This is a genomic window from Rhodococcus tibetensis, from assembly GCF_024438035.1.
In the GTDB taxonomy this organism is placed as follows: domain Bacteria; phylum Actinomycetota; class Actinomycetes; order Mycobacteriales; family Mycobacteriaceae; genus Rhodococcus_F; species Rhodococcus_F tibetensis.
The window spans coordinates 109,251-132,757 of the sequence record NZ_JANFQF010000016.1; the positions used below are offsets into that span (position 1 = coordinate 109,251).

Genomic DNA, 23,507 nt, shown 5'->3' on the forward strand with positions numbered 1-23,507 from the left:
GCGCTGAGCATTGGAGAACTCAGCGTTGGAGGACGACGGCGGCCTCGGCGGTGAGCGAGGAGAACGTGAACGTCTCTTCGAGGTACAGCGTCACCTCGGTCGCGGTGTGGCTGTCATAGCCGATGGACAGGTCGGATCCGAGGGTCAGTTGGTTGTCACCGCCACGGGTGGAGAGCACGTACCCGCCGCGGATCGCCGGTGCCCAGATGATGTCACCGGTGACCAGGGCGTCGAGGTGATGGAAGACCGGGTGCCCGGCGTCACGAGTCTCGCTGACTGCCGTGTACGTGTCGGCGTCGAGCACCACCGAGTACGGTCCCTCGACACCGGCGAGACGCAACGCCGACAGTGCCGAGGCCACCGCGTCGGGAACGAGGAGCGGATCTTCGGGCAGGCTCAGGACGGGATTGTCGCTGGACGCGCCGATGCCGCGAATTCCAGCCTGCTCGAATCCGTCGAAAATCGACTGGTCTTCGGCGAACGCGATGGCCTTCGCGGCGTCCTTGACGGGCTGCCAGTCGGAGTCGAGTGAGCCCCGGGCCACGTCGTCGACCTCCGCGCGACTGAGCGTGAACGGGAAGCGCAGTTCGACCAGCGGATGGACCTGGCGCAGTTGTGCCCGAATTCTGCTGTCGGAAGTCGTGATCGGGGTGACCCGGCCGACGTTGTGGGCGGAGTAGGAGTAACCGAACGGCCCGGCGACGTCGACGACGCGTCGCGCGGCGACATGGCGCCTGAAAGTACGAGCCGCCTCTTCGCTGATCTGCTGCCAGGCTGCCTCCGTGACCGGGGCCAGGTTGCGGTGCAGATTGCTCGAATCAGTCATTGCGATACTCCTTTGAGACCACCGATGTTCAGGGACAGGTCGTACGTATTTGGTTGCTCGGTTTCGCCGGTGACGTCCGATGGCGCCTCGGCGTTCTCGGATTGGTCGGCGAGGGACTCGAGGACCTCCCGGCTCGGCACGAAGAACAGCGTGCCCGTTACGGCCGTGGAGAAGTCGAGGATGCGGTCGTAGTTGCCGGGCGGCTCGCCGAGGAACATCCGGCGCAGCATCAGTTCGGTGATGCCGGGATTCCTGGCGTAACCGATGAAGTAGGTGCCGAACTCACCTGCCGCCAGGCTGCCGAACGGCATGTTGTCGCGGAGGATGTCGTGTTCGACACCGTCGTCGTCGACGATCGTGTTGAGGGTGACGTGCGAGTTGCTGGGCTGGGCGTCCTCGTCCAACTCGACATTCTCGAGCTTGGTGCGCCCGATGACCCGTTCCTGCTCGGTGACGCTGAGCGACGTCCAGGCACTCATGTCGTGGAGGTACTTCTGCACGATCACGTAGCTGCCGCCGCGAAAATCCGGATCCTCGTCACCGATCAGGGCTGCCTCTTCGGCGTCCGCATCGGTGGGATTCTCGGTACCGTCGACGAATCCGAGGAGATCGCGGGCGTCGAAATACCGGAAGCCGGACACCTCGTCGACAACGGTCGCAGCGGGTCCGAGCGCTGCGACGAGCAAGCGGCCCAGCTCGAAACAGAGGTCGGCGCGGGCAGCCTTGATGTGGAACAGGACGTCACCAGGAGTGGACGGGGCGCTGTGAACGGGTCCGGACAAGGGGAGGAAGCGGTGCAGCAGAGCCGGTTTGGTCGCTGGGCTCACCCGGTCCCAGAACTCGGACCCGATGCCCACCACACACGACAGCGAACCCGACAGTTCCCGGAAGCCGACCGCCTTGAGAAGGCTTTCGAGGTCGGCGACGACGTCGCGGACCGTCAGCGCGTCCTCGCGCGACTCGCCCGCCACGACGACGAGAAACAGGGACGCCGCACTCGGTGGTGTGAGAACGGCTTGCGCCGCCAATCTCGGCACTGGACCCGGCATCACGGCCTCCGATCATTTCGACAACGACGCTGCACCGACCGACGGGTCCCATTCAACACCCTCGTCCGAATTCGTCGACTCGGGACCACGGTGTTTCGGGACCACGGTGTTTCGGGACCACGGTGTCGGTGGGTGGCTCTATCGTCGGGGCATGCCACTCTCTGTGCACGAGCGCGAACAGTTCCTGTCCGAGCCGCACATCGCGGCGCTGTCGGTCTCCGCTGGTGAGGGCCGCGGACCTCTGACGGTCCCGATCTGGTATCAGTACGCCCCGGGCGGTGATCTGTGGGTACTGACCGGCGCCGGTTCGGAGAAGGCGCGCCTCATCGAGGCGGCCGGGCGATTCACGATGATGGTCGAACGAGTCGACCCCACCGTCCGATATGTCTCCGTCGAGGGCGCGGTGACGCGAACCGCCCCGGGGACCGACGACATGATGCGGGAGATCACCCAGCGCTACCTCGCGCCGGAGAAGGTGGACGCCTACCTCGAGTTCGCCAAGGCCCAACTCGGCGAACAGGTCGCCATCTACCTCCGCCCCGAGCACTGGCGATCGGCAGACATGGGATCGAGCTGACTCCCTCCGGTGCCCGGGTGAAACGCCTCAGACCTGCACGGTGTCGAGAAGAGCTTCGGCAACGGCTTCGTCGCCGAAGAGTTGGAGGCTGTCGAGCGGCCGCCGCCGCCACACGGCGAGGAGTAGTCGTTCCGCGGAGCCGCGCAACGCGACGTCGGCTTTCGTGTGTTCGGTCGTGACGGACATGCCCTCGTCGGTGAAGGCCAGCAGCCACTCGGCGTCACCGGTGTCGGTGCCGTGCAGGTGCACGGTGCGGCCGAGCAGGCTTTCGGGCACCTGTCCCGCGCCGAGAAATCGTGAGGCCATGGCCTGAATCCACTCGTCGACGCCGTCGGCCGCTGCGGTGGGGTCTGCGGGTTCGGGCAGTGGCCCACCGGCCGTGTGGACGGCATCGGCGGCGTCGAAACGATGGACCGTCGCCTCGTGGGCCTGACGGCGAACCCACCACCGCAAGGTTGCGGGTCCGACGAAGGTGGGTGCGGGCTCATCGAGATGTCGCTGCTCGAACTCGGTCATCATCGACTCGTGAGCCGAACGGTAGGCGTCGAGACACTCCGGTCCCCGTGGCATCTGCCGCGCCGGGCGAGACTGGTCGAGGGCGGCTTCGGGGCCTGCCTGCATCACGGCGGTCACCCATAAGTGGACCTTGCCGGTGTGCCGGACCACGTGTTCGAGGGTCCAGCCCGGGCATGACGGCACCGGCGCGGCAAGGGCGTCGGCCGGCATCGACGCGATGCGCTGCCCTTCGGTGCGCAGAACGTCGAGAAGGAGGGGCGTGCCGGGGTTCGTCATCCGCTCACGGTAATCCACCGTCACAGCGTGTACGGGGCCGTCGACGCCTGAATCTGTTCGAGGAATTCGGGAGGGACGGCAGGCCACTCCGGCTGCCAGTCGCCGGCCAGTTGATCTGCCCGCAGATCCGTGGAGAGGGCGACGACGAGCGGTCCACCGTCGGGGACGACACGGCGAAGCCCCCGGACGGCGCAGATGGACGCGACGGAAGCGAGTACCTTCTTGGCCTCGTCCTCGCGGCCCGCCGCGGCGAGGCACGCCACCAGCAGTCGATCGGCCAGGAGCAACGCCCGCCGGCGTCCGGTGCCCTCCAGCCTGCCGGTCCACTCGTGCGCCCAGGTGCAGGCCAGCTCGATGTTCTCGCGGGAACGGGTGGCGAGGAGGAGGCGGATGGCGGTGGCCTCTTCGACCTGAGCCGTGATCGAGTCCAACCCGTGCACCGGTCGGTGCCGGTCGGCATAGGCGATCGGTGCGGTCGCCCCCAGCGTGGGGTGGGCAGAAATCCCTAATCTTCGACGCTCGTTTTCCACCCGAGCCCTGAGCCGGGGGACTCCGTGGGCAGTGGCGATCTCGTAGCCTTCGTGCAGCCGGCGGGCGGCTTCGTCCCGGTCGTTGCGGAGTACCTTGATATGTGCCCCCGTGACGTAACGGGCAATTTTGAAATCGACGCCGCCGCTTTCCGCTCCGAGGCGGTAACCGTCGTCGAGTAACTGCTCCGCCTCGTCGAGTTGGCCCCGCTCGTAGAGTAATTCGCCGAGGAGCGAACCCGCCAGCCGGCCCGAAGGCGCGTGCACTCCGCCGGCTTTTCTCGCTGCACCCCTCGCCTGGCGGAAACGCTTCTCGGCCTCTTCGACGTCGAGTTCTTCCTGCGCACAGATGCCGACGTAGCACTCACCGTGAACCATGTTGTGCGGGCCCTTGTTCCGCTGGTAATAGGGTTGCGCCCGCCCCTGCAGGCGCCTCGCTTCGGCGAAGTCGAATCGATACACCGCGGCGAAGGTGGCGGCGTTGGAAGCGGCCGACACCACCCAGGGGTGTAGCGCGTCCGGCCGGGCGAGGCTCTCGGCGACGAGTTCGTCGATGTCGTCGATCCGGTCGGCGCGCAGTTCCCCGACACCGCGAACCGCACCGATCTCGGCGCGGAGATCCGCGATGTCCCCAGGGGCGAGGGCACTGCCGTCGAGTGCACGCTCGGCCAGTTCGAGCGCCCGCCGTGCCGGTTCCAGGCGGCTCAGCATCATGTCCGCCCAGGCCACGGTGATCTGCAGTCGGGCACTGTGCTGCACCAATCGCGGCGGGAGCTTGCAGACCAGGGAGAGCAGTGTCGCGGTCTGCGAATGCTCGAACAACGACAATCCGTCGGACTCCACCAACTCGACCGCCCGTTGCTCCTCACCGGCCGCGAGAGCATGATCGACGGCCTCACGGAGCAGTCCGTGATTGCAGAACCATTCCGACGCTGCCCGATGGAGTTCCCGGAGCCTTTCGGGCTGATCACGTTCGAGCCTTCTGCGGAGGAATTCGGCGAAGAGGGTGTGGTAGCGGAACCACGTTCGCTCGTCGTCGATGTGACGGAGGAACAGGTCCCGGTCCTCCGCCTCCTCGAGCATGGCCTGACCCCGTGCGGTGTCAGCGAGGGTGCAGGCGAGGCGCCCACAGATTCGGTCGGTGATCGACGTGGCGAGCAGGAAGTCGAGCATCGCAGGTTCGAGGGTGTCGAGGACGTTTTCGGCGAGGAACTCGCCGATCGCATGGTGTCGTCCCGACAGCCCGGCGATGAGTTCCCCGGGGTCGGATCGGCCCCGCAGCGACAACGAGGCCAGCTGCAGTGCCGCCACCCAGCCGTCGGTGGAGTCCCGGAGTTCGGTGACGTCGTCGTTCTCGAGGGGCAGGCCACCGAGGTCGACGAGGAACTTTCGCGCCTCGCCGTCGTCGAAACGAAGTTCCGCGTAATCAATTTCGACCAGTTCGTCCTTGACTCTCATCCGGCTCATCGGCAGGCCTGCGCGGGTTCGGCTCGCGACGATCACCTGCAGGTGGTGACATCCGTTGTCCAGGAGGAATTCCAGCGCGGCGATTGTCGCCGGATCGGACACCCGCTGCCAATCGTCGATGATCAGCGCGACGCGTTCACCGCTCGAGTGGATCTGGTTGACGAGGGAGGTGAGTACGTACCGCTCGGCCTCGTTGTCGTGCTCCTCGAGAACCTGACCGAGTTCCTCGGCCAAACTCGGCCGCACGTGCCGGATCGCCTCGATGAGGTGCGCGACGAACCAGACCACGTTGTCGTCGTCGTTGTCGACGGTCAGCCACGCGACGGCCACACCGGCCTCGGTCAGGACATCACGCCACTGCACAGCCAGGGTGCTCTTCCCGAAACCGGTCGGGGCGTGGATGACTGTGAGCTGGCGACGACGTCCGGCCCTCAACAGGTCGATGAGGCGTTCACGCTCCACCAGTGCCCGAGTGGGCACCGGCGGCCGGAACCGGGTAGCCGGAGTCGGCGGCGGTGTAGTGGTGTCGCGTCGTCCACCGGTGGTGGAGGTGGGGAAGTCACCGGACGTGTGGGTCGACGCGCCGGATGGCGCAGCATCGGCGTGGTGGACGACGATACCCCTGTCGACGGGCATCGCCATCTCGTCCACGGCCAGCCCGTGACGGCGTTGGATGTCGCGGAGTTCGTCTCCGAACGCCGCAGCGGAGGCCGGACGATCCGCGGGATCACCGGACATCGCCCGCTGGATCGTGGCGCTCACGTCCTCGGGAAAGCCCTCTCGGCGAAGATCGGGTACGGGCTGGGTGGTGATTCGGAGGAACTGAGCGATTACCTCCTCGCCATGGTGCCGCTCGAAGGCGGCGTGACCGGTGATGGCGCTGAACAGCGTGGCCCCCAGGCTGTACACGTCGGAAGCCGCGGCCGGTGCCCGCCCCGACAGCACCTCGGGAGAGGTGAACGCCGGTGATCCGGTGACGGTGCCCGCCGAGGTCTCGAACGCCCCGGACATCCGTGCGATGCCGAAATCGGTGAGCTGTGGCTCGCCGTATTCGGTGAGGAGGATGTTGCCGGGTTTCACGTCGCGGTGCAGTATCCCCACCCTGTGTGCCGTCTCGAGCGCACCCGCGAGTTTGACGCCGATGCGCAGGGCTTCACTCCATGGCACCGGGCCCCTTCTGCGGATCTGCACGTCCAGCGAGTCGTGGGGGTGGAACTGCATCACGATGAACGGTTTGCCGCTTTCCGTAGCACCGACCTGCATGATGTTGACGATGTGTGGATGCCCGCTCAATCTCCCCATCGCACGTTGTTCGCGCAGGAACCGTTCGAGGTTTTCCGCATCGAGTTCCGCGGTGAGTACCTTCACTGCGACGGTTCGGTCGAGCTGGGGTTGCACGCAGCGGTAGACCACTCCAAATCCGCCGCGGCCGATCTCCACGGCATCGTCGAGGCCGACTCCGGAGAGTTCGGCTGCGAGCGTGGGAGCAGCGCCACGCTGAGTGGCGAGCGGATCAACTTCGGCCATGGTCGGCCTCGACATGACGTTGTGGCGCCGGCAAGCGCGCGGGCATGCAACCACCTCTTTGCTCGTCATCGAGCATATCGTGGCGCGCAGTGCCGTGCCGCAGCCACAGCGTGCACCTGCCCGCGCGAACCGTGGACAATCGAACGATGCCATACGTGCGGAGAATCGTGGACCTTTCCCACACGATCGGTCCGGGGATGCCGGTGTATCCCGGTGATCCGGTGCCGACGCTGACTCGGCATTGCACGATCGAACGCGACGGCTACAACGTTCTCGACGTCCGGTTCGGCTCACAATCCGGCACCCACGTCGACGCGCCCGCCCACATGGACGCAACCGGCGCCACCGTCGACACCTTGGCGCCGGAGCTGTTCGTCGGCCGCGGTGTGGTGTTCGACGTGCGAGATCTCGGTGCGCGCCAGGGTATTACCGCCGACATGATCAGGGCCGAGGCCGCACGCGTGCACCCCGGCGACATAGCCCTGTTCCATACCGGATGGTCGCGTCACTACGGTCACGAGGCCTATTACACGCATCCCTTCCTCGACCCGAGTGCCTGCGAACTACTCCTCGAGCAGGGTGTGCGCACATTCTGTCTCGATGCGCCGAGCATCGACGAGACGCCTGCCGGCGGACACACCGACACCGGGTATCCGGTCCATCATCTGATCGCCGGTGCCGGGGGAGTGATCGGCGAGAACCTCTGCCACCTCGACCGGATCGACTTCCCCGATCCCCTCGTCAGCCTCTTGCCGATCAACATCGAGGGCTCGGACGGCGCCCCCACCCGTGCGGTTGCGCTCGACGTACACGCCAGCGCGCGGTGAGTGTCAGCCTCCGGCGACCGACTGCAGGATCTGTAACTCCTGGCCCGGTGCCACTTCGGTGCCGACACCGTTTCGGAGCCGAACGTCCTCACCGTCCACATAGACGTTGACGTACCGGCGCAGGGCCCCGGTCTCGTCGCGGATGCGCCGGCCCAGGACCGGGTACTGCTCGGTGAGAACGTCGAGAACCTCGGCCACTGTTGCCACGGAGTCGAGAGGCACATCGACCGCGCGTTCGCCGCCCACGATGGATGCGAGGGCGCGCGGTACCCGAACCGACACGGCCCCGGTCATGGCCCGGCCACCACCGCGGCGCGCACACAGAGGACGTCGGGCAGGTGTCCGACGACCTCGGTGAAGGTGGCGCCCTCGTCGGCGCTCGCGTACACGGCACCGCCGCGCGTACCGAAATAGACGCCGACGGGGTCGGCGGTGTCGACGGACGCGGCGTCACGCAGCACCACGTTGTACTCGCGTTCCGGTAAGCCGTGGTCGAGGCGGGCCCAGGTATTACCGGCGTCCTCGCTGCGGTACACGGCGAGGTGGCCGTCGGGTGGGATCCGCTCGGCGTCCGCCTTGATCGGCACCACCCACACAGTTCCCTCGCGATGAGGGTGAGTGAGCATCACGAAACCGAAGTCCGACGGCAGCCCGTCGGCGATCGACTTCCAGGTGTCGCCGTTGTCGTCGGACCGGTAGACGCCGTGATGGTTCTGCGCATACAGCCGCTTGTCAGTCACCGCGTCGCGGGCGATCTTGTGGACGCATTGGCCGAACTCCGGATTCGGATCCGGCAGGAAGCCGGCAGAGATTCCCGCGTTGCGCGGCTGCCAGGTGCGGCCGCCGTCGGTGGTGCGATAAACGCCGCCCGTGCTCATGGCGACGTGCACCGTGTTTGGGTCGCGGGCGTCCGGAACCACAGAATGGGCTGCAGCGCCGCCGAACCCGGCTCCCCACTGCGATCGATGCGGGTGGTCCCACAGGGCGCGCTCGAGTTCGAAGTGCTCGCCGCCGTCGACGGATCGCCACACCGAGATCGGTTCGCAGCCCGCCCACACAAGACCGGGCCGGTTTTCGGTGTCGGGTTGGAGTTGCCAGATCCGCTCGAGCGCGGTGTCGTCGGTGTCGCCGAACCGGATGGCCCCGTGGTCGGGTTCGACCCACGTAGCGCCCAGGTCGTCGGAGTGCGCAACGGTTGGCCCCCAGTGCTCCGACCGGACCCCGACGAGAATGCGGGTGCGGCCCTCGCGGGAATCGATGCCGATACTGGGGATCTCGTTCATCAAGAAGTGCGGGCCGGTCAACGACCACGTGACGCGATCACGACTGGTCGCCAGCCAGAGGCCCTTCTTCGTTCCGATCGCGAGCAAAACTGTGTCGGCTGCGGTCATCATTACATCGGACCACTCGGTCCAGCGAATGGCAACGGTGTGATCGCACGTCGACGATCACCTCACCTCGCGAGGGAGTGCGACGCGTGGATCCGCGACCGCAGATGGTTCAGTGCGCGGTGCTGTGCGACGCGAATGGCTCCGGGCGTGGTGTCGAGAACGCGTGCCGTCTGTTCGGCGGACATTCCGACCACGATGCGCATGAAGACGATCTGCTGGTGCCGGACGGGGAGCGTCTGCACGAGTTCATGCATCTCGCCACGAAGCTCGGTGCGCAGCACGTGGTGCTCGGGACCCTCTTCGATGTCCACCATGTGATGCGCAGTGGCCGAGCGAGCCGTGGGCACCGACAATCGATTGGCGCGTCGGCGGGCATCGGACACCTTGTGTGCGGCGATCCCGAAGATGAACGACAGCAGGGATTTACCTTCGTCGCGGTAGGTGCGCAGTGCGCTCATCAACGCGAGGGAGACGTCCTGGGTGACGTCGTCGGCCGAGGCGTGCGGGTGTTCCACCGATTCGAGCCGGGAGGTGCAGTAGCGATGCACCAAAGGGTGGGCGACGCGGAGAATTTCTTCCACGGCCTCCTCGTCCCCGACGGCGGCGAGGGGTGCGAGTCGCTCGAGGTGCGCTCTGACGTCCGTCTCGATCATGATGTTCTCCCGTTCCTGTGACTGCTTCCAGCCTCGGCGGAACCGGTGCGCGTCGATAGGCACCGAAGGGTGAAGAACGTCCACCCTGTTCGGGTCCCGGGCGTCGAGGACTTCATAGCGGGATCTAGGACACGCGCTAGATGAACGCAGATTCGGCTACCGAGGTTGTTACGTTCGTGGCCATGGACCCCGTCCGTAACCCCTACGCACCCGGCGCAGGCCAGCGCCCACCGGAGCTCGCGGGTCGAGGCAGGCAACTCGACGCGTTCGACGTGGTGCTCGAGCGGATCGCCCGCGGCCGCCCGGAACGCAGTGTGGTGCTGACCGGCCTGCGCGGAGTGGGAAAGACGGTGCTGCTCAACCACCTGCGGTCGGCGGCCATATCCCGCAGCTGGGGAACCGGCAAGATCGAAGCCCGCCCCGACCAGGACGTGCGCCGGCCCCTGTCGTCGGCACTGCACATGGCGGTGCGCGAAATCGCCGGCGCGCATCGCGACCCCGATCGGGTCGAGGAGTTCCTGGGCGTTCTGAAGTCGTTCGCGCTGCGGGCGACGGCGGACAAGGGCATGCGGGAGAGGTGGCAACCCGGGATCGACGCCCCGGCCGTGAAGGGCCGCGCGGATTCGGGGGACATCGAGATCGACCTGGTGGAGCTGCTGCTCGACGCCTCTTCGCTGGCGCGGGACGTCGGCGTCGGGATCGCTCTCTTCGTCGACGAAATGCAGGACCTGGGGGCCGCGGACGTCTCCGCGATCTGCGGTGCCTGCCACGAACTCAGCCAGGATGCGGCGCCGCTGATCGTGGTCGGCGCCGGTCTCCCGCACCTGCCTGCGGTGTTGTCGGCGTCCAAGAGCTACTCGGAACGGCTCTTCAGCTACCACCGCATCGATCGGCTGGACCGGGCGTCCGCGGATCGCGCGCTCATCGCACCGGCGGAGCGGGAAGACGTGAAGTTCACCGACGAGGCCCTGGACGCGTTGTACGCGGCCGCCGACGGTTATCCCTATTTCGTGCAGGCATACGGAAAGGCCACCTGGGATGTGGCCGCGGCCAGCCCGATCTCCGAGGAGGACGTGCGCGTGGCGGCGCCGACCGCGGAGGAGGAGCTCGCGGTGGGGTTCTTCGGTTCCCGCTACGAGCGCGCTACCCCGGCCGAACGCGAGTACATGCGGGCGATGGCGGATCTCGCCGGGGACGACGGTCCGGTCGCAACAGCGGCGATCGCCGCCGAACTCGGCCGCAAACCTGCCTCGCTGTCACCTGCCCGGGACGGGCTGATCAAGAAGGGTTTGATCTACTCGGCGGAGCGCGGATCGATCGGTTTCACCGTCCCGCATTTCGGCCGGTACCTGCGTGCACAGAGCGACTGAGGGATCGGTAGCACAATCTAACGCTTTCTAGAGTTACCGCTAGAGAGCTGAATACGACGCTAGCGAGGTGGTTTGGGGTGACGGCGGTCAGCCCTGATCGATGTAGTGCTCGAGGTGGTCGCGTTCGCTCTGCAGCTCGCCGATCCGGCTCTTCACCACGTCACCGATGCTGACGATGCCCACCAGCTGTCCTTCCACCACCACGGGTAGGTGCCGGATCCGGCGCTCGGTCATGGTCTCGGCGAGACTGTCCACGCTGTCGCTCGGCAGGCAGGTGAACACCGAGGTGCTCATGATGTCCGCAACCCGTGCCTTCAGCAGATCGGCTCCGCATTCGTGAATCTTGCGCACCACATCGCGTTCGGTCACGATGCCGACCATCGAGCCGTTCTCCAGCACCACCAGCGCGCCGACATTGTGCTCGGCGAGCTCGTCGATGAGGCTGCTCACCGACGTGTCGGCGTTCACCGTCGCCACCGCCGTACCCTTGCTACGCAATACATCCGCGATCCGCATCTGGACACCCCGATCCATCCGCACTGGTACCCGCTCGGGTCGATCGCGGGCAATTATCGAGCCTAGGCCAGCGCTACCGCACGTCTTCGTATGTTTACCTACTCGTGACCGTAGTCTCGCGAACGATCCGGCTCTTCCGGATGCGCGGCTCCTCCGTACACTCGGCGCCGATGACTCAGGTGAGCGGGGCCGCCGCATACGACGCGGCGGGTGTAGACGGAATTTCATCGCTGTGGGAGCGCATGAGCGCGGTGAGTCCCACTCCGGCAACGTGGATCGTCCAGGTGGTGGCGGTCGTGGCGGTGATGCTCGTTCTCGAGCCCCACGCCTGGCGCATCACGCGCAACGTGGTGACGATCATCCACGAGGGTGCGCACCTCGTGGTCGCGCTGCTCTTCGGCAGACGACTGAAGGGCGTCCGGCTGCACTCCGACACGTCCGGGGTCGCGATCTCCTCGGGCAAGCCCACAGGACTCGGGGTCGTGCTCATGACCTTTGCCGGGTACGTGGGCCCCGCGGTCCTCGGTCTCGGCGCAGCCTGGGTGCTCGGTACCCGCCATGCCGTCGCCGTGCTCTGGATCGGCGTCGTGGCGCTCGCTGCCATGCTGATCCTCGTTCGGAACCTGTACGGGTTGTTCTCCCTCACCGTCGTCGGAGCCCTGCTGTTCGGGCTGGTCTGGCTCGGCACGGAGCAACAGCAGGTAGCGGCCGCCTACCTGATCACGTCGTTCATGCTGGTGGCGGCGCCGCGGCCGGTCATCGAACTGCAGCGGCAGCGAGCACGGCGGGCCGCCCCCGACTCCGACGCCGATCAGCTCGCCCGGCTCACCCGCGTTCCCGGCATCGTCTGGGTCGGTCTCTTCTTGCTGGTAAACGTCGGATGTCTCCTGCTCGGCGGCTGGTGGATCCTCCGTCCCGTCGGGGCGTGATCGCGGGCCCGGATCGTCACGCCACCCCGTGCTCGCTGCCCGCAGCGACCTTTCGTAGGCCGCGGTAGGCACCTTCCGCGGTCTGACGCCCCGCCACCACCGCTTCCACCTCGGCGGCGATAGGCATATCGACGCCGTGGTCGCGGGCGAGTTCCATGACGGTCGGTGCGGTTTTGACGCCCTCTGCGACCTGGCCGAGTTCGGCGACGGCCTCCTCCACTGTCCGCCCGCGGGCAATTGCCTCGCCCACCCGGCGGTTGCGGGAACTGGGGCTCATGCACGTTGCGATCAGGTCGCCGACACCGGTGAGGCCGGCGAAGGTTCGCGGGTTGGCACCCATCGCCTCACCGAGTCTCGTCATCTCGGCCAGCCCACGGGCGAGCACCATGGCCCGCGTGTTGTCGCCGACGTCGAGTCCGTCGGCCATGCCCGAGGCGATCGCCACAATGTTCTTGAGCACGCCACCGAGCTCACACCCGAGCACGTCGGTGTTGCGGTAGACGCGGAAAACGGGGGACGCGAACAACGGTTGCAGGGCGGTGGCCACCCGGACGTCCTGGGTGGCTACCACCGAGGCCGCGGCGAGTCCGTCGACGATCTCACGAGCGATGTTGGGGCCCGCGAGGAGTCCGACCGGATGACCGGGAAGGCATTCCGCGATCACCTCGGTGGGACGCAGGCGGGTGCCGGGCTCGAGTCCCTTGGCCAGCGACAGCACCGGTACCCAGGCGCGCACTTCGTTGGCGATCTGCGCGAGTGTGCCGCGGACGGCATGTGAGGGCACCCCGACCACGAGGACATCGGCCTCCTGCGCTGCCTCCACGATGTCGGCGGTGGCGCGCATCGAGTCGGGAACGGCGCGGTCACCGAGGTACCGGGAGTTCCGGTGGACGGTGTTGATTTCGTCGGCGGTGTCCGAGCTCCGCGCCCACAAGAGGGTCGGAGTGTTCCGCGCCGCCAGCCCGGCGACGGTGGTTCCCCACGAACCTGCGCCGAGAACGACGACGCGTACCGGCCGGGCCACTATCGGTTACCCCTCGGGTGAATGCTGTTCATACCGTCAAGCGTGGCACCGGAAGCCACCGACCACACAGAAATCGCCAACGGAGTACCGCGGCCGCGACGTACGGTGGCTTCATGAAGTGGTCGAGCGCCCTCGGGATTCCGGCCGCAGCGCTGGCCGCCGTGGCGTCGTATGACCTCCTCCAACGGCATCACGCTCTGCTGCGGAATTTCCCCGTTCTGGGACACGGACGATATCTGCTGGAGACGCTCGGTCCGGAGCTTCGGCAGTACATCACAACCAACAACGACGAGGAGCGTCCCTTCACCCGCGACCAGCGTCGCTGGGTGTATGCGTCGTCGAAACAGGAAACCAACACCTTCGGGTTCGGCACGGACAACGACATCGAGTTCACCGACGGCTACACCATCATCAAGCACCGCACGTTCTCCGACATCGCACCGTCGGCCGTGCCCGGGGGGGCGACAAGCTCCGGCTTCCGTCGGCCAAGGTTCTGGGCGCGGCGCGCGACCGAGCCAAGGCCTTTCGTCCGCACTCGCTCGTCAACCTCTCGGCGATGAGCTTCGGATCGCTGTCGTCGGCGGCGATCACCGCATTGAACCGCGGTGCCACGGCCGCGGACTGCCTGCAGAACACCGGCGAAGGGGGGTTGTCGCAGTACCACCGGAACGGCGCGGATTTGGTCTACCAGATCGGCACTGCCTACTTCGGATGCCGGGACGAGGACGGCCGGTTCGATCTCGGTCGACTGGTGTCCCTCGTCGAGTCCGCCCCGGTACGGGCCATCGAGATCAAACTCAGCCAGGGTGCGAAACCGGGCCTCGGAGGCCTGTTGCCAGGTGCGAAGGTCACGGCCGAGATCGCCGGGATCCGCGGCGTCCGGGAGGGCGCAGACTGTGTCAGTCCCTCTCGGCACACCGCATTCCGCGACGTCGACAGCATGCTCGACTGGGTGGAACTCGTCGCCGCCGAGACCGGACTGCCGGTGGGGATCAAGTCGGCGGTCGGGGATTCGAACTTCTGGGTGTCTTTGATCGAGGAGATGACCTCCTCCGGTCGGGGCGTCGACTTCGTGACCATCGACGGCGGTGAGGGCGGCACCGGCGCTGCGCCACTTGTCTTCTCCGACGCCGTCTCGCTGCCGTTCCGCAGTGGATTCGCCCGGGTGTACTCGATGTTCGCCGAAGCGGGACTCACCGACGGCATCACGTTCATCGGCTCCGGAAAGCTCGGGTTGCCGGACAACGCGGTGGCGGCCATGGCATTGGGTTGCGACATGATCAATGTGGCCCGCGAGCCGATGCTCGCCATCGGCTGCATCCAGGCCCAGAGATGCCACACCGATCGATGTCCCACGGGGGTGGCGACCCAGAGCGGTTGGCTCGAGCACGGACTCGACGTCCAGGCGAAATCGGTGCGGGCGGGCAACTATGTTCGATCGCTGCGGCGTGACGTGTTCAAGGTGGCCGAGGCTTGCGGAGTTGCACATCCCGCACTGCTCACAGCCTCGGATGTGGAGGTCGCGGACGGCAACCGCCGCGCCACCACTCTCGCCGAGCTCTACGGTTACCGGGACGGGTGGGGACTTCCCGGAATCGCCGATCGCGACGAGATCACCCGGCTGATGGCCGAATACGCTGCGGGTCCGGTGGGCGAGACCGGATCACCTGACGCACAGACGAGGCCCTGAACCACGGGGACGACGGTCACCGCTGATATACGTCGGGAATGCCGTCGCCGTCGTCGTCCTGGCTCTCCTGGAGTGCGATGGTGCGGTAAGCGCCGTTACGCACCCGGAGGACCGCGGAGGCGAGGACCGCGGCGGTCACCGATCCGGTCAGCACCCCGACCTTGACGTGATCAGCGCGCATGGATTCCATTCCGAAGGCGAGGTCGCCGACGAGGAGCGAGACGGTGAATCCGATGCCGCCGAGCAGCGCGACGCCGAGGACATCGAGCCATGCCAGGCCGGAGTCGAGGGTCGCGCGGGTGAACCGCGACATCAGATACGTGGTGCCGAAAATGCCCACCGCCTTGCCGATCACCAGGCCGGCGACGATACCCAGCGCGACCGGGTCGCGTAGTGACGTGCTCAGCCCGGAGAATCCGCCGACGGTGACCCCGGCGGCGAAGAAGGCGAACAAAGGGACTGCAAAACCGGCCGAGATGGGCCGAATCCGATGCTCGAAGTGTTCGGCCAGACCGGGCCCGGCCGCGGGACCGCCGGACTTCTGGCTGCGGATCACGGGAACGGCGAACCCGAGCAGCACGCCGGCCACGGTCGCATGGATGCCCGACTCGTGCACGAGAAACCACGTGGCCCCTGCGAGGGGCAGCAGAATCCACCACGAGCGGACGCGGCGTTGCACTGCAACGGTGAACAATGCGAGCGGAATCAGCGCGAGAAGCAGCGGACCGAACGCCAGCTCTTCGGTGTAGAAGACGGCGATCACGGTGACGGCCAGCAGGTCGTCCACGACTGCGAGGGTGAGCAGGAAGGTGCGCAGCGCCGCCGGAAGATGCGTGCTCACGATCGCGAGGACAGCCACCGCGAACGCAATGTCGGTCGCCGTCGGAATTGCCCAGCCGGCGAGCGCGCCATCGCCGGTACGGGCGTTGACCAGGACGAAGACCAACGCCGGGACGGCCATGCCGCCGACGGCGGCGGCGATGGGGAGAGCGGCGCGGCGCGGATCGCGCAGGTCTCCGGCCACGAACTCTCGTTTGAGTTCGAGTCCCACCACGAAGAAGAAGATCGCGAGCAGGCCGTCGGCGGCCCACGTCCCGAGCGAGAGATTCAGGTGCAACGAGGCCGGTCCCACCGGGAAATCGCGCAGCGCTGTGTAGCTGTCGGACCATGGGGAGTTCGCCCAGACCAGAGCGATGACCGACCCGATGAGGAGTAGCGCCCCGCCCACCGTTTCCTTGCGCAGGATGTCGGAGATGCGCGCGGTCTCCGCCCACGATCCGCGGGGAAACAGCGTCGATCGGGTCTGGGGGTCGCTCACTGCACACTCCTGGAAATCGGGTCGACAAGGTCACTTGCCGACCAGACTTCCCGGCGCACCGGGGACAACCCTACCGCCCGGGGCGCTCAACGCCTGCGCGCGGTCACCAAGAGGTACTCCCAGTCCATCGCGGTGTTCCCGTCGAAGTGGCGTCGCGCGAGGTCCGCGAGTTCGTCGTCCAGTGCGGCCACCCGCTCCGGGTCACCGGCGATGTTGCGGTACACGGCGATCGTGGGGCCGTACCGTTCCTTGAAATATTCGCGGAACTCCTCGGGAGTATGAAAGTGCTCTACGCGCAACGTCTGCCGTGTCGCCGTCAGCTCGGTGACCTTGTCCCCGAACAACTCGCGGACGTGTTCCTCGCGACCCCACAGCGGCGGGGGCTGCGCGCCGGGAGGGGGAGCTGGGGCGTACGGCTTCATCGTCGCGAACATCTGGCCGATGAAGCCCTCCGGTGTCCAGCTGAGCAGTCCGATTCTGCCTCCCGGACGACAGACACGGACGATCTCGTCGGCACTCGGCTGGTGATGCGGGGCGAACATGACGCCCACACAGGACATGACGACATCGAACTCCTCGTCGTCGAACGGCAGCGCCTCGGCGTCCGCCTCCCGCCACTCGACAGCAGCTCCCGCTTCGGCAGCCTGACGGCGTCCGGCATCGAACAGTTCCGGTGTGAGGTCGCTCGCGACGACATGCCCCCCTGCCAGCGCGGCCGGAATAGCGGCGTTGCCCGATCCCGCTGCGACATCCAGTACGTGATCGCCGGACTGCACCTCGCACGCTGCGACGAGCGTCGGTCCGAGGTCCGGGATCACCTCGCCGGCAAGTGACGGGTAATCACCGAGCGCCCACATGGCGCGGTGACGGGTTTTCAGGTCGCGGTCGGCCCCGACCGCGTCGATCGTATTCTTCATCTCGAAGTCCTCCTGTGGTCGGATGGAGCGCCCGGTTGCCAGGACACTCAGGTGTCAGCCTCCGCGGAACGGGCGCCCCGGGAAAGGCACCCTGGGGGTGGTTTCCGGTCATCCACCCGGACCTCAGCCGTCGTTGCGGAACTGCGCGGCGAGTTCGCTGCGGGAGCGGACTCCGAGCTTCGCGTAGACCCGTGTCAGGTGGTACTGCACCGTCTTGACCGAGAGGAACAGTTCGCCTGCCGCTTCCTTGTTGCTGGCACCGCCGGCGACGAGTTCCGTCACCGCCTGTTCCTGAGGCGTCAGGTCGGCGAGCGAGACGCGACTGCGCTCGAGGTTGAATCCGCCCGCCTTGATCTCCCGGTCGCACCGCAACACGTACGACGTGGCACCGAGGGCCGAGTAACCCTCGCGCGCAGCCTGTATCACCGCGTCGGCATCGCGGCGTTTCCCGGCCCGTCGCAGGGTCTGGCCGTACGCGAAGTTGACCCGGGCGCGGTCGTAGGGCAGGGGCAGCGTGTCGAGATGTTGTAGTGCTTCCTCGAATACGGCTCGGGCGCCGTCGATGTCGCCTCGGGCGCCCAGTATTCGCCCGCGGGCGTAGCCGAGTCGGGCCTGAGCGGAACGGTGGTGTCGCGCTGCTGCCCGTTCCTCGTGCGGGGTGAGGAAGGCGTCGGCGTCGTCCACCCTTCCGACCATGACGAGCGCATTCGCGTAGACATCCGGCCAGTGCCAGAATCCGGGTTCGTCGACGCCCTCCCGCGGCTGGAGCCGGGTGAGTGGTTCGAGTGCGCGAATCACCTTGGGGTAGTCGGCGTCCACCTCGGCGCACTGGGCACGTGCCAGCGAGGACGGCAAGAACATGATCGGGTAGTCGTGGGCACTCGAGGCGGCCCGCCGGAGATGGTGCTGTGCGGCCTCCCGGTTGCCGCGCAGCGCATGCGTCTGCGCGCCGGTCCAGTGGACGAGTGGCCGCAGTAGGTCCAGGCCTACATCCTCGAGTTGATGTGCGGCGCGCTCGACGGTGGTCACGGCCCCACTCCAATCACCGAGTGCGAACTGGGTGCGTGCAAGCCAGGCTTGTGCCCACAGCGAAATCCGGGCCGACCCCATCCGGAACGCTGTCGGTACGGCACTTTCGAGTTCTTGCCGGGCGGCCTCCGGTTCGTCCAACGCCAGGTCGAGCCACCCCCGGGCCATCTCGAAGCGTTGCGACTGGGCCCCCAGTGCGACTTCGGCCGACAGATGGTCGTACGCGGCCCGTGCCTCGGAAACCTTGCCGGTGGCTGCCAGTCCGAGGCCCATGATCGCCGCTGATTCCACGGCCGAAGGATCGCTCGGGTCGACGAGTGACACTGCTCGCGAACCCCACCGGACGAGGTCGGGCCCGTGCCACCGGGCCAGGGAGTCGAGGACCCGGCGCTGACAGATCAGTGCAGCGGTCCCCGGATCGGCGGCGGGATCGCACGCAGACCACGACTGCGTGAGCAGCAGGTCGGCCTCCGCGGGGCGTCCACGCTGGATAGCGAGATAGCCGAGGACGGCGTCACGCAGGGGGCTCGCCGGGAAGCTCTCGATCTCGGGTGCGAACGCGATTGCCTGCGGAAGATTTCCGGTCCCGACGAGGGCATCGACGGCGCGAATCAGACGTTGCTCGCGAATCTCCCGGTCGGCACTGAGGCGGCTCGATTTGATCAAGGCGTCCGCGACGGCGGACCACGCGCCGACCGTGGCCCGGTGCACGGCGTGGCGGTCGAGTTCATCGGCGAGTTCGGGATCGGTGAACGGAGAAGCGGCGGCCCGATGGTCGAGACGCTGACTGTCGTCGTCGACGATGCGCGCCGCATGCTCGTGGAGGTCGCGCAGTCGGATCGGGCCGAGACCGCGATAGACGGCGGCCCGGGTGAGTGCGGACGGGAACACCAGTACGGTGACGCCGCGATGCTCACCCATCGTCAGGAGCCCGGCCCGGTGTGCCTCGTCGAGTGCTTCGACGGGATTCTCGACGTCCGCCAGTTCGGCGGCATCGGCGAAACGTGGATCACCGAAGAGGACGGCGGCCGATTCGACCAGGGCGCGTGCCGACGCCGAGCACGCCGCGAGCCGCGCGCGCACCGACGCGGTGACGGCGCGCGGGACGGGCAGCACGGGTTGCCAGTGGGACCACGCCTCCGGATCCACCTCGTGAAAGAGTTGCGTGACGTGCCGGGGGTTTCCTGCCGTGTGCTGGGTGAGCTGGTGCGCCACCGGAGCTGGAAGATTCACGTGCGCAATGCTGTTCGCGAGCGTGCGAATGTCGGACGAATCGAGGGGTGCGACGCACACACGGTGACGGTGATGTCGGTCGAAAAGTTCGACGACGTCGGGAGACACATCGGCGGCCGGTTCCGACGTCGTGATCAGGATCAGCATGGCCGGACGATGAAGGAGATGAGTCGCGGAGGTCACGGCCTGTAGTGATTCGAGGTCGGCCCAGTGAGCATCGTCGAGCACGACCACTACCGTCTCCCCGGGAAGGGCTGTCACCGCGGCGGCGAGCTCGCGGGCGACGTCGAGAGGTTCTTGCGCCGTCACTGCGGACCCGAGCATCTGCTCGACCACGCCGAACGAGTGCCCCGTCGCCCACGAGGTACAGACGGCAGCGAGCGTCGACACCTCGGAATGCGCCGCGAGGAACGCGTCGACGAGGGTGGTCTTGCCGATCCCGGCCGTCCCCTCGACCACGACGACGGCCGGCATTCCGGTGGTCGCCCCGTGGAGTATGGCCTCGAGCTCGGCGAGCTCACGCAAACGGCCTACGAGTTCGATGTTGCCTGGGTCACTCACAACGCTCACCGTATCGCGACGCGATTTCGGGCGTGTGCCTGGCAGAATGCCGGAACGCTTGTAACGTGAGGTGAGAAGCAGCTGATCGACACAGACGCAGCAGTCGAGAGATCCGGTGCACTTATGACGACGGGCGCGAACTCCACCAAGTTGGAGCGGGTGGTCATCCGCTTTGCCGGCGATTCGGGTGACGGCATGCAGTTGACCGGCGATCGATTCACCTCGGAGGCGGCGGCGTTCGGCAACGACCTGGCCACCCAACCGAACTTCCCCGCCGAGATCCGCGCGCCGCAGGGCACACTGCCCGGGGTGTCGTCGTTCCAGATCCAGATCGCCGACTACGACATTCTCACCGCGGGTGATCGCCCCGATGTGCTGGTCGCGATGAACCCGGCAGCGCTGAAGGCGAATCTGCCCGACCTGCCGCGCGGCGGAATGATCATCGTCGACACCGACGGATTCACCAAGCGGAACCTGTCGAAGGTCGGGTATGCGGCCAGTCCGCTCGAGGACGATTCCCTCGCGGACTACGTGGTACATCCAGTCGCGATGACGACGTTGACGGTGGGTGCGGTGGAACCTGCCGGGCTGAGCCGCAAGGACGGCGAGCGGGCCAAGAACATGTTTGCGCTCGGGTTGCTGTCGTGGATGTACAACCGGCCCACGCGCAGCATCGAGCTATTTCTCCGCACCAAGTTTGCGGCGAAACCCCAGGTCGCGGAGGGTAACCTGCTCGCGTTCACGGCGGGGTGGAACTACGGGGAGACGACGGAGAGCTTCGCGACCACCTATGAGGTGTCGGCGGCCTCGCTGCCACCGGGCACCTACCGTCAGGTGACCGGCAACACCGCGCTGGCCTACGGGGTGGTGACCGCGGCGCAGTTGGCGTCACGCGAGGTGTTCCTGGGCACCTACCCGATCACGCCGGCGTCGGACATTCTGCACGAGCTGAGCAAGCATCGGAATCTGGGTGTCACCACGTTCCAGGCGGAGGACGAGATCGCCGGAATCGGGGCGGCCCTCGGGGCGTCGATCGGCGGCGCGCTGGGTGTGACGAGTACGTCCGGTCCGGGGCTGGCGCTGAAGAGTGAGGCCATCGGGCTGGCGGTCATGACGGAGGTGCCGCTGCTCGTCATCGACGTCCAGCGCGGTGGGCCGTCCACCGGACTGCCGACCAAGACCGAGCAGTCGGATCTGCTGCAGGCGATGTACGGGCGCAACGGTGAATCACCCGTCGCGGTGCTCGCGCCCCGATCACCCGCCGACTGCTTCGACACCGCCGTCGAGGCAGCGCGGATAGCACTCACCTATCGCACACCGGTGCTCCTTCTGTCCGACGGTGCCATCGCGAACGGCAGTGAACCGTGGGCTGTTCCGAATGTGGCGGAGATGGACCGGATCGATCCCGACCTCACGATCACCCCGCCCGCGGACGGGGCGTTTGCGCCGTACGCGCGCCACCCGGAAACCCTGGCCCGTGCGATGGCGGTGCCCGGGACAGCAGGGCTCGAGCACCGGATCGGTGGTCTCGAGAAGGCCGACGGCACCGGTGACATCTCGTACGAACCTGCCAACCACGACCTCATGGTGCGGTTGCGGCAGGCGAAGATCGACGGCATCGCCGTCCCGGATGTAGAGGTCGACGATCCGTCCGGAGAAGCGGAGTTGCTACTCGTGGGCTGGGGCAGTTCGTACGGTCCGATCGGTGAGGCCTGCCGCCGGGCACGCCGCGAAGGGAAGAAAGTGGCCCGCGCGCACCTGCGTCACCTCAACCCGCTGCCGTCGAATCTCGGTGCGGTGCTCCGCAGTTATCCCACAGTGGTGGCACCGGAAATGAACCTGGGGCAGCTCGCGATGATTCTGCGATCGAGATACCTCGTCGACGTGCAGTCGGTCACCAAGGTCCAGGGTCTCGCGTTCCTCAGCGACGAACTACACACGGTGATCGTCGCGGCTCTGGCGGGGACGTTGCGCGAGCAGGAGTCGGTCAAGACCTCCGACGCACTTGCCTCGGCCACCTATCGGACGGACCGTCCCCGGCAGGAGGAACCGGCGTGACCCAGATGATCAACCGCAACGATAAGAGTCTCGGGCTGAGCGCGACAGCGCACGTCCCGCACACCGACGTACCGCAGAAAGCCAAGGACTTCACCACGGATCAGGAGGTGCGGTGGTGTCCGGGCTGCGGCGACTACGTCATCCTCGCCACGATCCGCAGTTTCCTGCCCGAGCTGGGTCTGAAGCGCGAAAACATGATGTTCGTCTCCGGCATCGGGTGCTCGAGCCGGTTACCGTACTACCTCGACACCTACGGTGTGCACTCGATCCACGGACGGGCCCCGGCGGTCGCGACCGGGCTTGCGGTGACGCGGCCGGATCTGTCGGTGTGGGTGGTCACCGGTGACGGCGACGCCCTCTCCATCGGCGGCAATCACCTCATCCATGCGCTGCGGCGGAACGTCAACCTGACGATCCTGTTGTTCAACAACCGGATCTACGGGCTCACCAAGGGGCAGTACTCGCCCACCTCGGAGGTCGGGAAGGTCACCAAGTCCACACCGCTGGGATCGGTGGACCACCCGTTCAACACGCTGTCCCTCGCGCTCGGTGCCGAGGCGACCTTCGTGGCCCGGGCCCTCGACTCGGACCGTAAGGGTCTCACCGAAGTGCTGCGCGCAGCGGCCGCGCACAGGGGTACGTCGTTCGTGGAGATCTATCAGGACTGCCCGATCTTCAACGATGGATCGTTCGACGTTCTCCGCAAGGAAGGTTCGGAGGCGCGGCTGATCCCGCTCACCCACGGAGAGCCCGTCGTGTTCGGGAACGCGGGTGAATATTGCGTTGTGCGTTCCGGTTTCGGTCTGAAAGTGGTGTCGACCGCCGACGTGCATCCAGACGACATCGTGGTGCACGACGCGCACACGGATGATCCCGATTACGCTCACGCGCTGTCCCGGCTGTCCGATCAGGACCTCACCCACACCGTGATCGGTGTGTTCCGCAGTGTCGTGCGGGACACGTACGACGATGCGGTCCGCAGGCAGAACGACTCTGCACGCGAGAAGGACCCCGTCGACGAAGGCTCGCTCCAGCGGGTCCTGACCGGCCACGACACCTGGACGGTATAGGCGGCTCCGCCGCCCGTGCGTGGTTAAGGAGTCCCTGCACTCGTGTGCTGTCTCAGGACTTCGTGTACACATCTGTCTCAGGACTTCGTGGACAGTGTGGTCAGTGGTTGGAATGTAGCTGATCGGTCGAGGGTGAGTTCGCGGGCGATGGCGTCA

General features: G+C 66.9%; 18 protein-coding genes and 1 pseudogene. 7 read left to right on the plus strand and 12 right to left on the minus strand.

The genetic code is table 11. The features are described from left to right. Nucleotides 1-19: 19 nt before the first annotated feature. Together NOF53_RS19040 and NOF53_RS19045 are read right to left on the minus strand one after the other, a co-directional pair. A complete protein-coding gene (locus NOF53_RS19040; RefSeq protein ID WP_255971551.1) occupies nt 20-826 on the minus strand; it encodes a family 1 encapsulin nanocompartment shell protein in 807 nt (268 codons plus the stop codon). Then, nucleotides 823-1,875 carry a Dyp-type peroxidase gene (locus NOF53_RS19045; protein WP_255971553.1) on the minus strand — a complete coding sequence of 351 codons (1,053 nt, stop codon included), beginning with the start codon at nt 1,873-1,875 and terminating at the stop codon, nt 823-825. The genes NOF53_RS19040 and NOF53_RS19045 overlap by 4 nt, the downstream gene beginning before the upstream one ends. A gap of 151 nt (nt 1,876-2,026) precedes the next feature. On the opposite strand from NOF53_RS19045, the gene NOF53_RS19050 reads away from it, so the two are divergent. Then, nucleotides 2,027-2,452 (plus strand): pyridoxamine 5'-phosphate oxidase family protein, encoded by a 426-nt coding sequence (locus tag NOF53_RS19050; RefSeq protein WP_255971555.1) that lies wholly within the window; start codon nt 2,027-2,029, stop codon nt 2,450-2,452. 27 nt (nt 2,453-2,479) lie between these two features. Here the strand turns inward: NOF53_RS19050 and NOF53_RS19055 are convergent, their stop codons facing one another. Both NOF53_RS19055 and NOF53_RS19060 read right to left on the minus strand, forming a co-directional pair. Beyond that, the gene (locus NOF53_RS19055) at nt 2,480-3,244 is read right to left on the minus strand and encodes a maleylpyruvate isomerase family mycothiol-dependent enzyme (protein WP_255971557.1); all 765 of its coding nucleotides are present in this window, start codon (nt 3,242-3,244) and stop codon (nt 2,480-2,482) included. A 20-nt stretch (nt 3,245-3,264) separates the two neighbouring features. Beyond that, nucleotides 3,265-6,765: a serine/threonine-protein kinase gene (locus NOF53_RS19060; RefSeq protein ID WP_255971588.1), complete on the minus strand. Its 3,501-nt coding sequence runs from the start codon at nt 6,763-6,765 to the stop codon at nt 3,265-3,267. A gap of 146 nt (nt 6,766-6,911) precedes the next feature. On the opposite strand from NOF53_RS19060, the gene NOF53_RS19065 reads away from it, so the two are divergent. After that, nucleotides 6,912-7,592, plus strand: a complete 681-nt coding sequence (locus NOF53_RS19065; RefSeq protein ID WP_255971559.1) for a cyclase family protein — start codon at nt 6,912-6,914, stop codon at nt 7,590-7,592. Between the two features lie 3 nt (nt 7,593-7,595). On the opposite strand, the gene NOF53_RS19070 is transcribed toward NOF53_RS19065, so the two are convergent. From NOF53_RS19070 to shbA, 3 genes are all read right to left on the minus strand, one after another. Beyond that, complete coding sequence (locus NOF53_RS19070) at nt 7,596-7,886, minus strand: ubiquitin-like small modifier protein 1 (RefSeq protein WP_255971560.1); 291 nt, start codon at nt 7,884-7,886, stop codon at nt 7,596-7,598. After that, nucleotides 7,883-8,983 (minus strand): WD40/YVTN/BNR-like repeat-containing protein, encoded by a 1,101-nt coding sequence (locus tag NOF53_RS19075; protein WP_255971561.1) that lies wholly within the window; start codon nt 8,981-8,983, stop codon nt 7,883-7,885. The genes NOF53_RS19070 and NOF53_RS19075 overlap by 4 nt, the downstream gene beginning before the upstream one ends. A 62-nt stretch (nt 8,984-9,045) precedes the next feature. After that, the gene (shbA, locus tag NOF53_RS19080) at nt 9,046-9,636 is read right to left on the minus strand and encodes an RNA polymerase sigma factor ShbA (RefSeq protein ID WP_255971563.1); all 591 of its coding nucleotides are present in this window, start codon (nt 9,634-9,636) and stop codon (nt 9,046-9,048) included. A 182-nt stretch (nt 9,637-9,818) separates the two neighbouring features. Here shbA and NOF53_RS19085 point away from each other — a divergent pair, with 182 nt between their 5' ends. Next, the gene (locus NOF53_RS19085) at nt 9,819-11,006 is read left to right on the plus strand and encodes an ATP-binding protein (RefSeq protein ID WP_255971590.1); all 1,188 of its coding nucleotides are present in this window, start codon (nt 9,819-9,821) and stop codon (nt 11,004-11,006) included. A gap of 87 nt (nt 11,007-11,093) precedes the next feature. Here NOF53_RS19085 and NOF53_RS19090 read toward each other — a convergent pair whose 3' ends face one another. Next, nucleotides 11,094-11,522, minus strand: a complete 429-nt coding sequence (locus NOF53_RS19090; RefSeq protein ID WP_255971565.1) for a CBS domain-containing protein — start codon at nt 11,520-11,522, stop codon at nt 11,094-11,096. A gap of 242 nt (nt 11,523-11,764) precedes the next feature. On the opposite strand from NOF53_RS19090, the gene NOF53_RS19095 reads away from it, so the two are divergent. Next, on the plus strand, nt 11,765-12,451 hold the full coding sequence (locus NOF53_RS19095; RefSeq protein WP_255971592.1) for a M50 family metallopeptidase: 687 nt from the start codon (nt 11,765-11,767) through the stop codon (nt 12,449-12,451). A gap of 16 nt (nt 12,452-12,467) precedes the next feature. Here the strand turns inward: NOF53_RS19095 and NOF53_RS19100 are convergent, their stop codons facing one another. Next, the gene (locus NOF53_RS19100; RefSeq protein WP_255971567.1) at nt 12,468-13,475 is read right to left on the minus strand and encodes an NAD(P)H-dependent glycerol-3-phosphate dehydrogenase; all 1,008 of its coding nucleotides are present in this window, start codon (nt 13,473-13,475) and stop codon (nt 12,468-12,470) included. A 113-nt stretch (nt 13,476-13,588) separates the two neighbouring features. Here NOF53_RS19100 and NOF53_RS19105 point away from each other — a divergent pair. Next, nucleotides 13,589-15,165, plus strand: a pseudogene (locus tag NOF53_RS19105) (glutamate synthase-related protein). Nucleotides 15,166-15,181: 16 nt separating this feature from the next. Here the strand turns inward: NOF53_RS19105 and nhaA are convergent. The 3 genes from nhaA to NOF53_RS19120 form a co-directional block, all read right to left on the minus strand. Next, a complete protein-coding gene (gene nhaA, locus NOF53_RS19110; RefSeq protein WP_255971569.1) occupies nt 15,182-16,483 on the minus strand; it encodes a Na+/H+ antiporter NhaA in 1,302 nt (433 codons plus the stop codon). Between the two features lie 86 nt (nt 16,484-16,569). Beyond that, entirely contained in the window at nt 16,570-17,400 is an 831-nt protein-coding gene (locus tag NOF53_RS19115) for a class I SAM-dependent methyltransferase (protein ID WP_255971570.1), read from the minus strand. A 123-nt stretch (nt 17,401-17,523) separates the two neighbouring features. Beyond that, nucleotides 17,524-20,223 carry a helix-turn-helix transcriptional regulator gene (locus NOF53_RS19120; RefSeq protein WP_255971572.1) on the minus strand — a complete coding sequence of 900 codons (2,700 nt, stop codon included), beginning with the start codon at nt 20,221-20,223 and terminating at the stop codon, nt 17,524-17,526. 123 nt (nt 20,224-20,346) lie between these two features. On the opposite strand from NOF53_RS19120, the gene NOF53_RS19125 reads away from it, so the two are divergent. Next, nucleotides 20,347-22,281, plus strand: coding sequence for a 2-oxoacid:acceptor oxidoreductase subunit alpha (locus tag NOF53_RS19125; protein WP_255971574.1), 1,935 nt, complete (start codon nt 20,347-20,349; stop codon nt 22,279-22,281). A gap of 5 nt (nt 22,282-22,286) precedes the next feature. After that, nucleotides 22,287-23,351, plus strand: a complete 1,065-nt coding sequence (locus NOF53_RS19130) for a 2-oxoacid:ferredoxin oxidoreductase subunit beta (RefSeq protein WP_255971594.1) — start codon at nt 22,287-22,289, stop codon at nt 23,349-23,351. Nucleotides 23,352-23,507 lie beyond the last annotated feature (156 nt).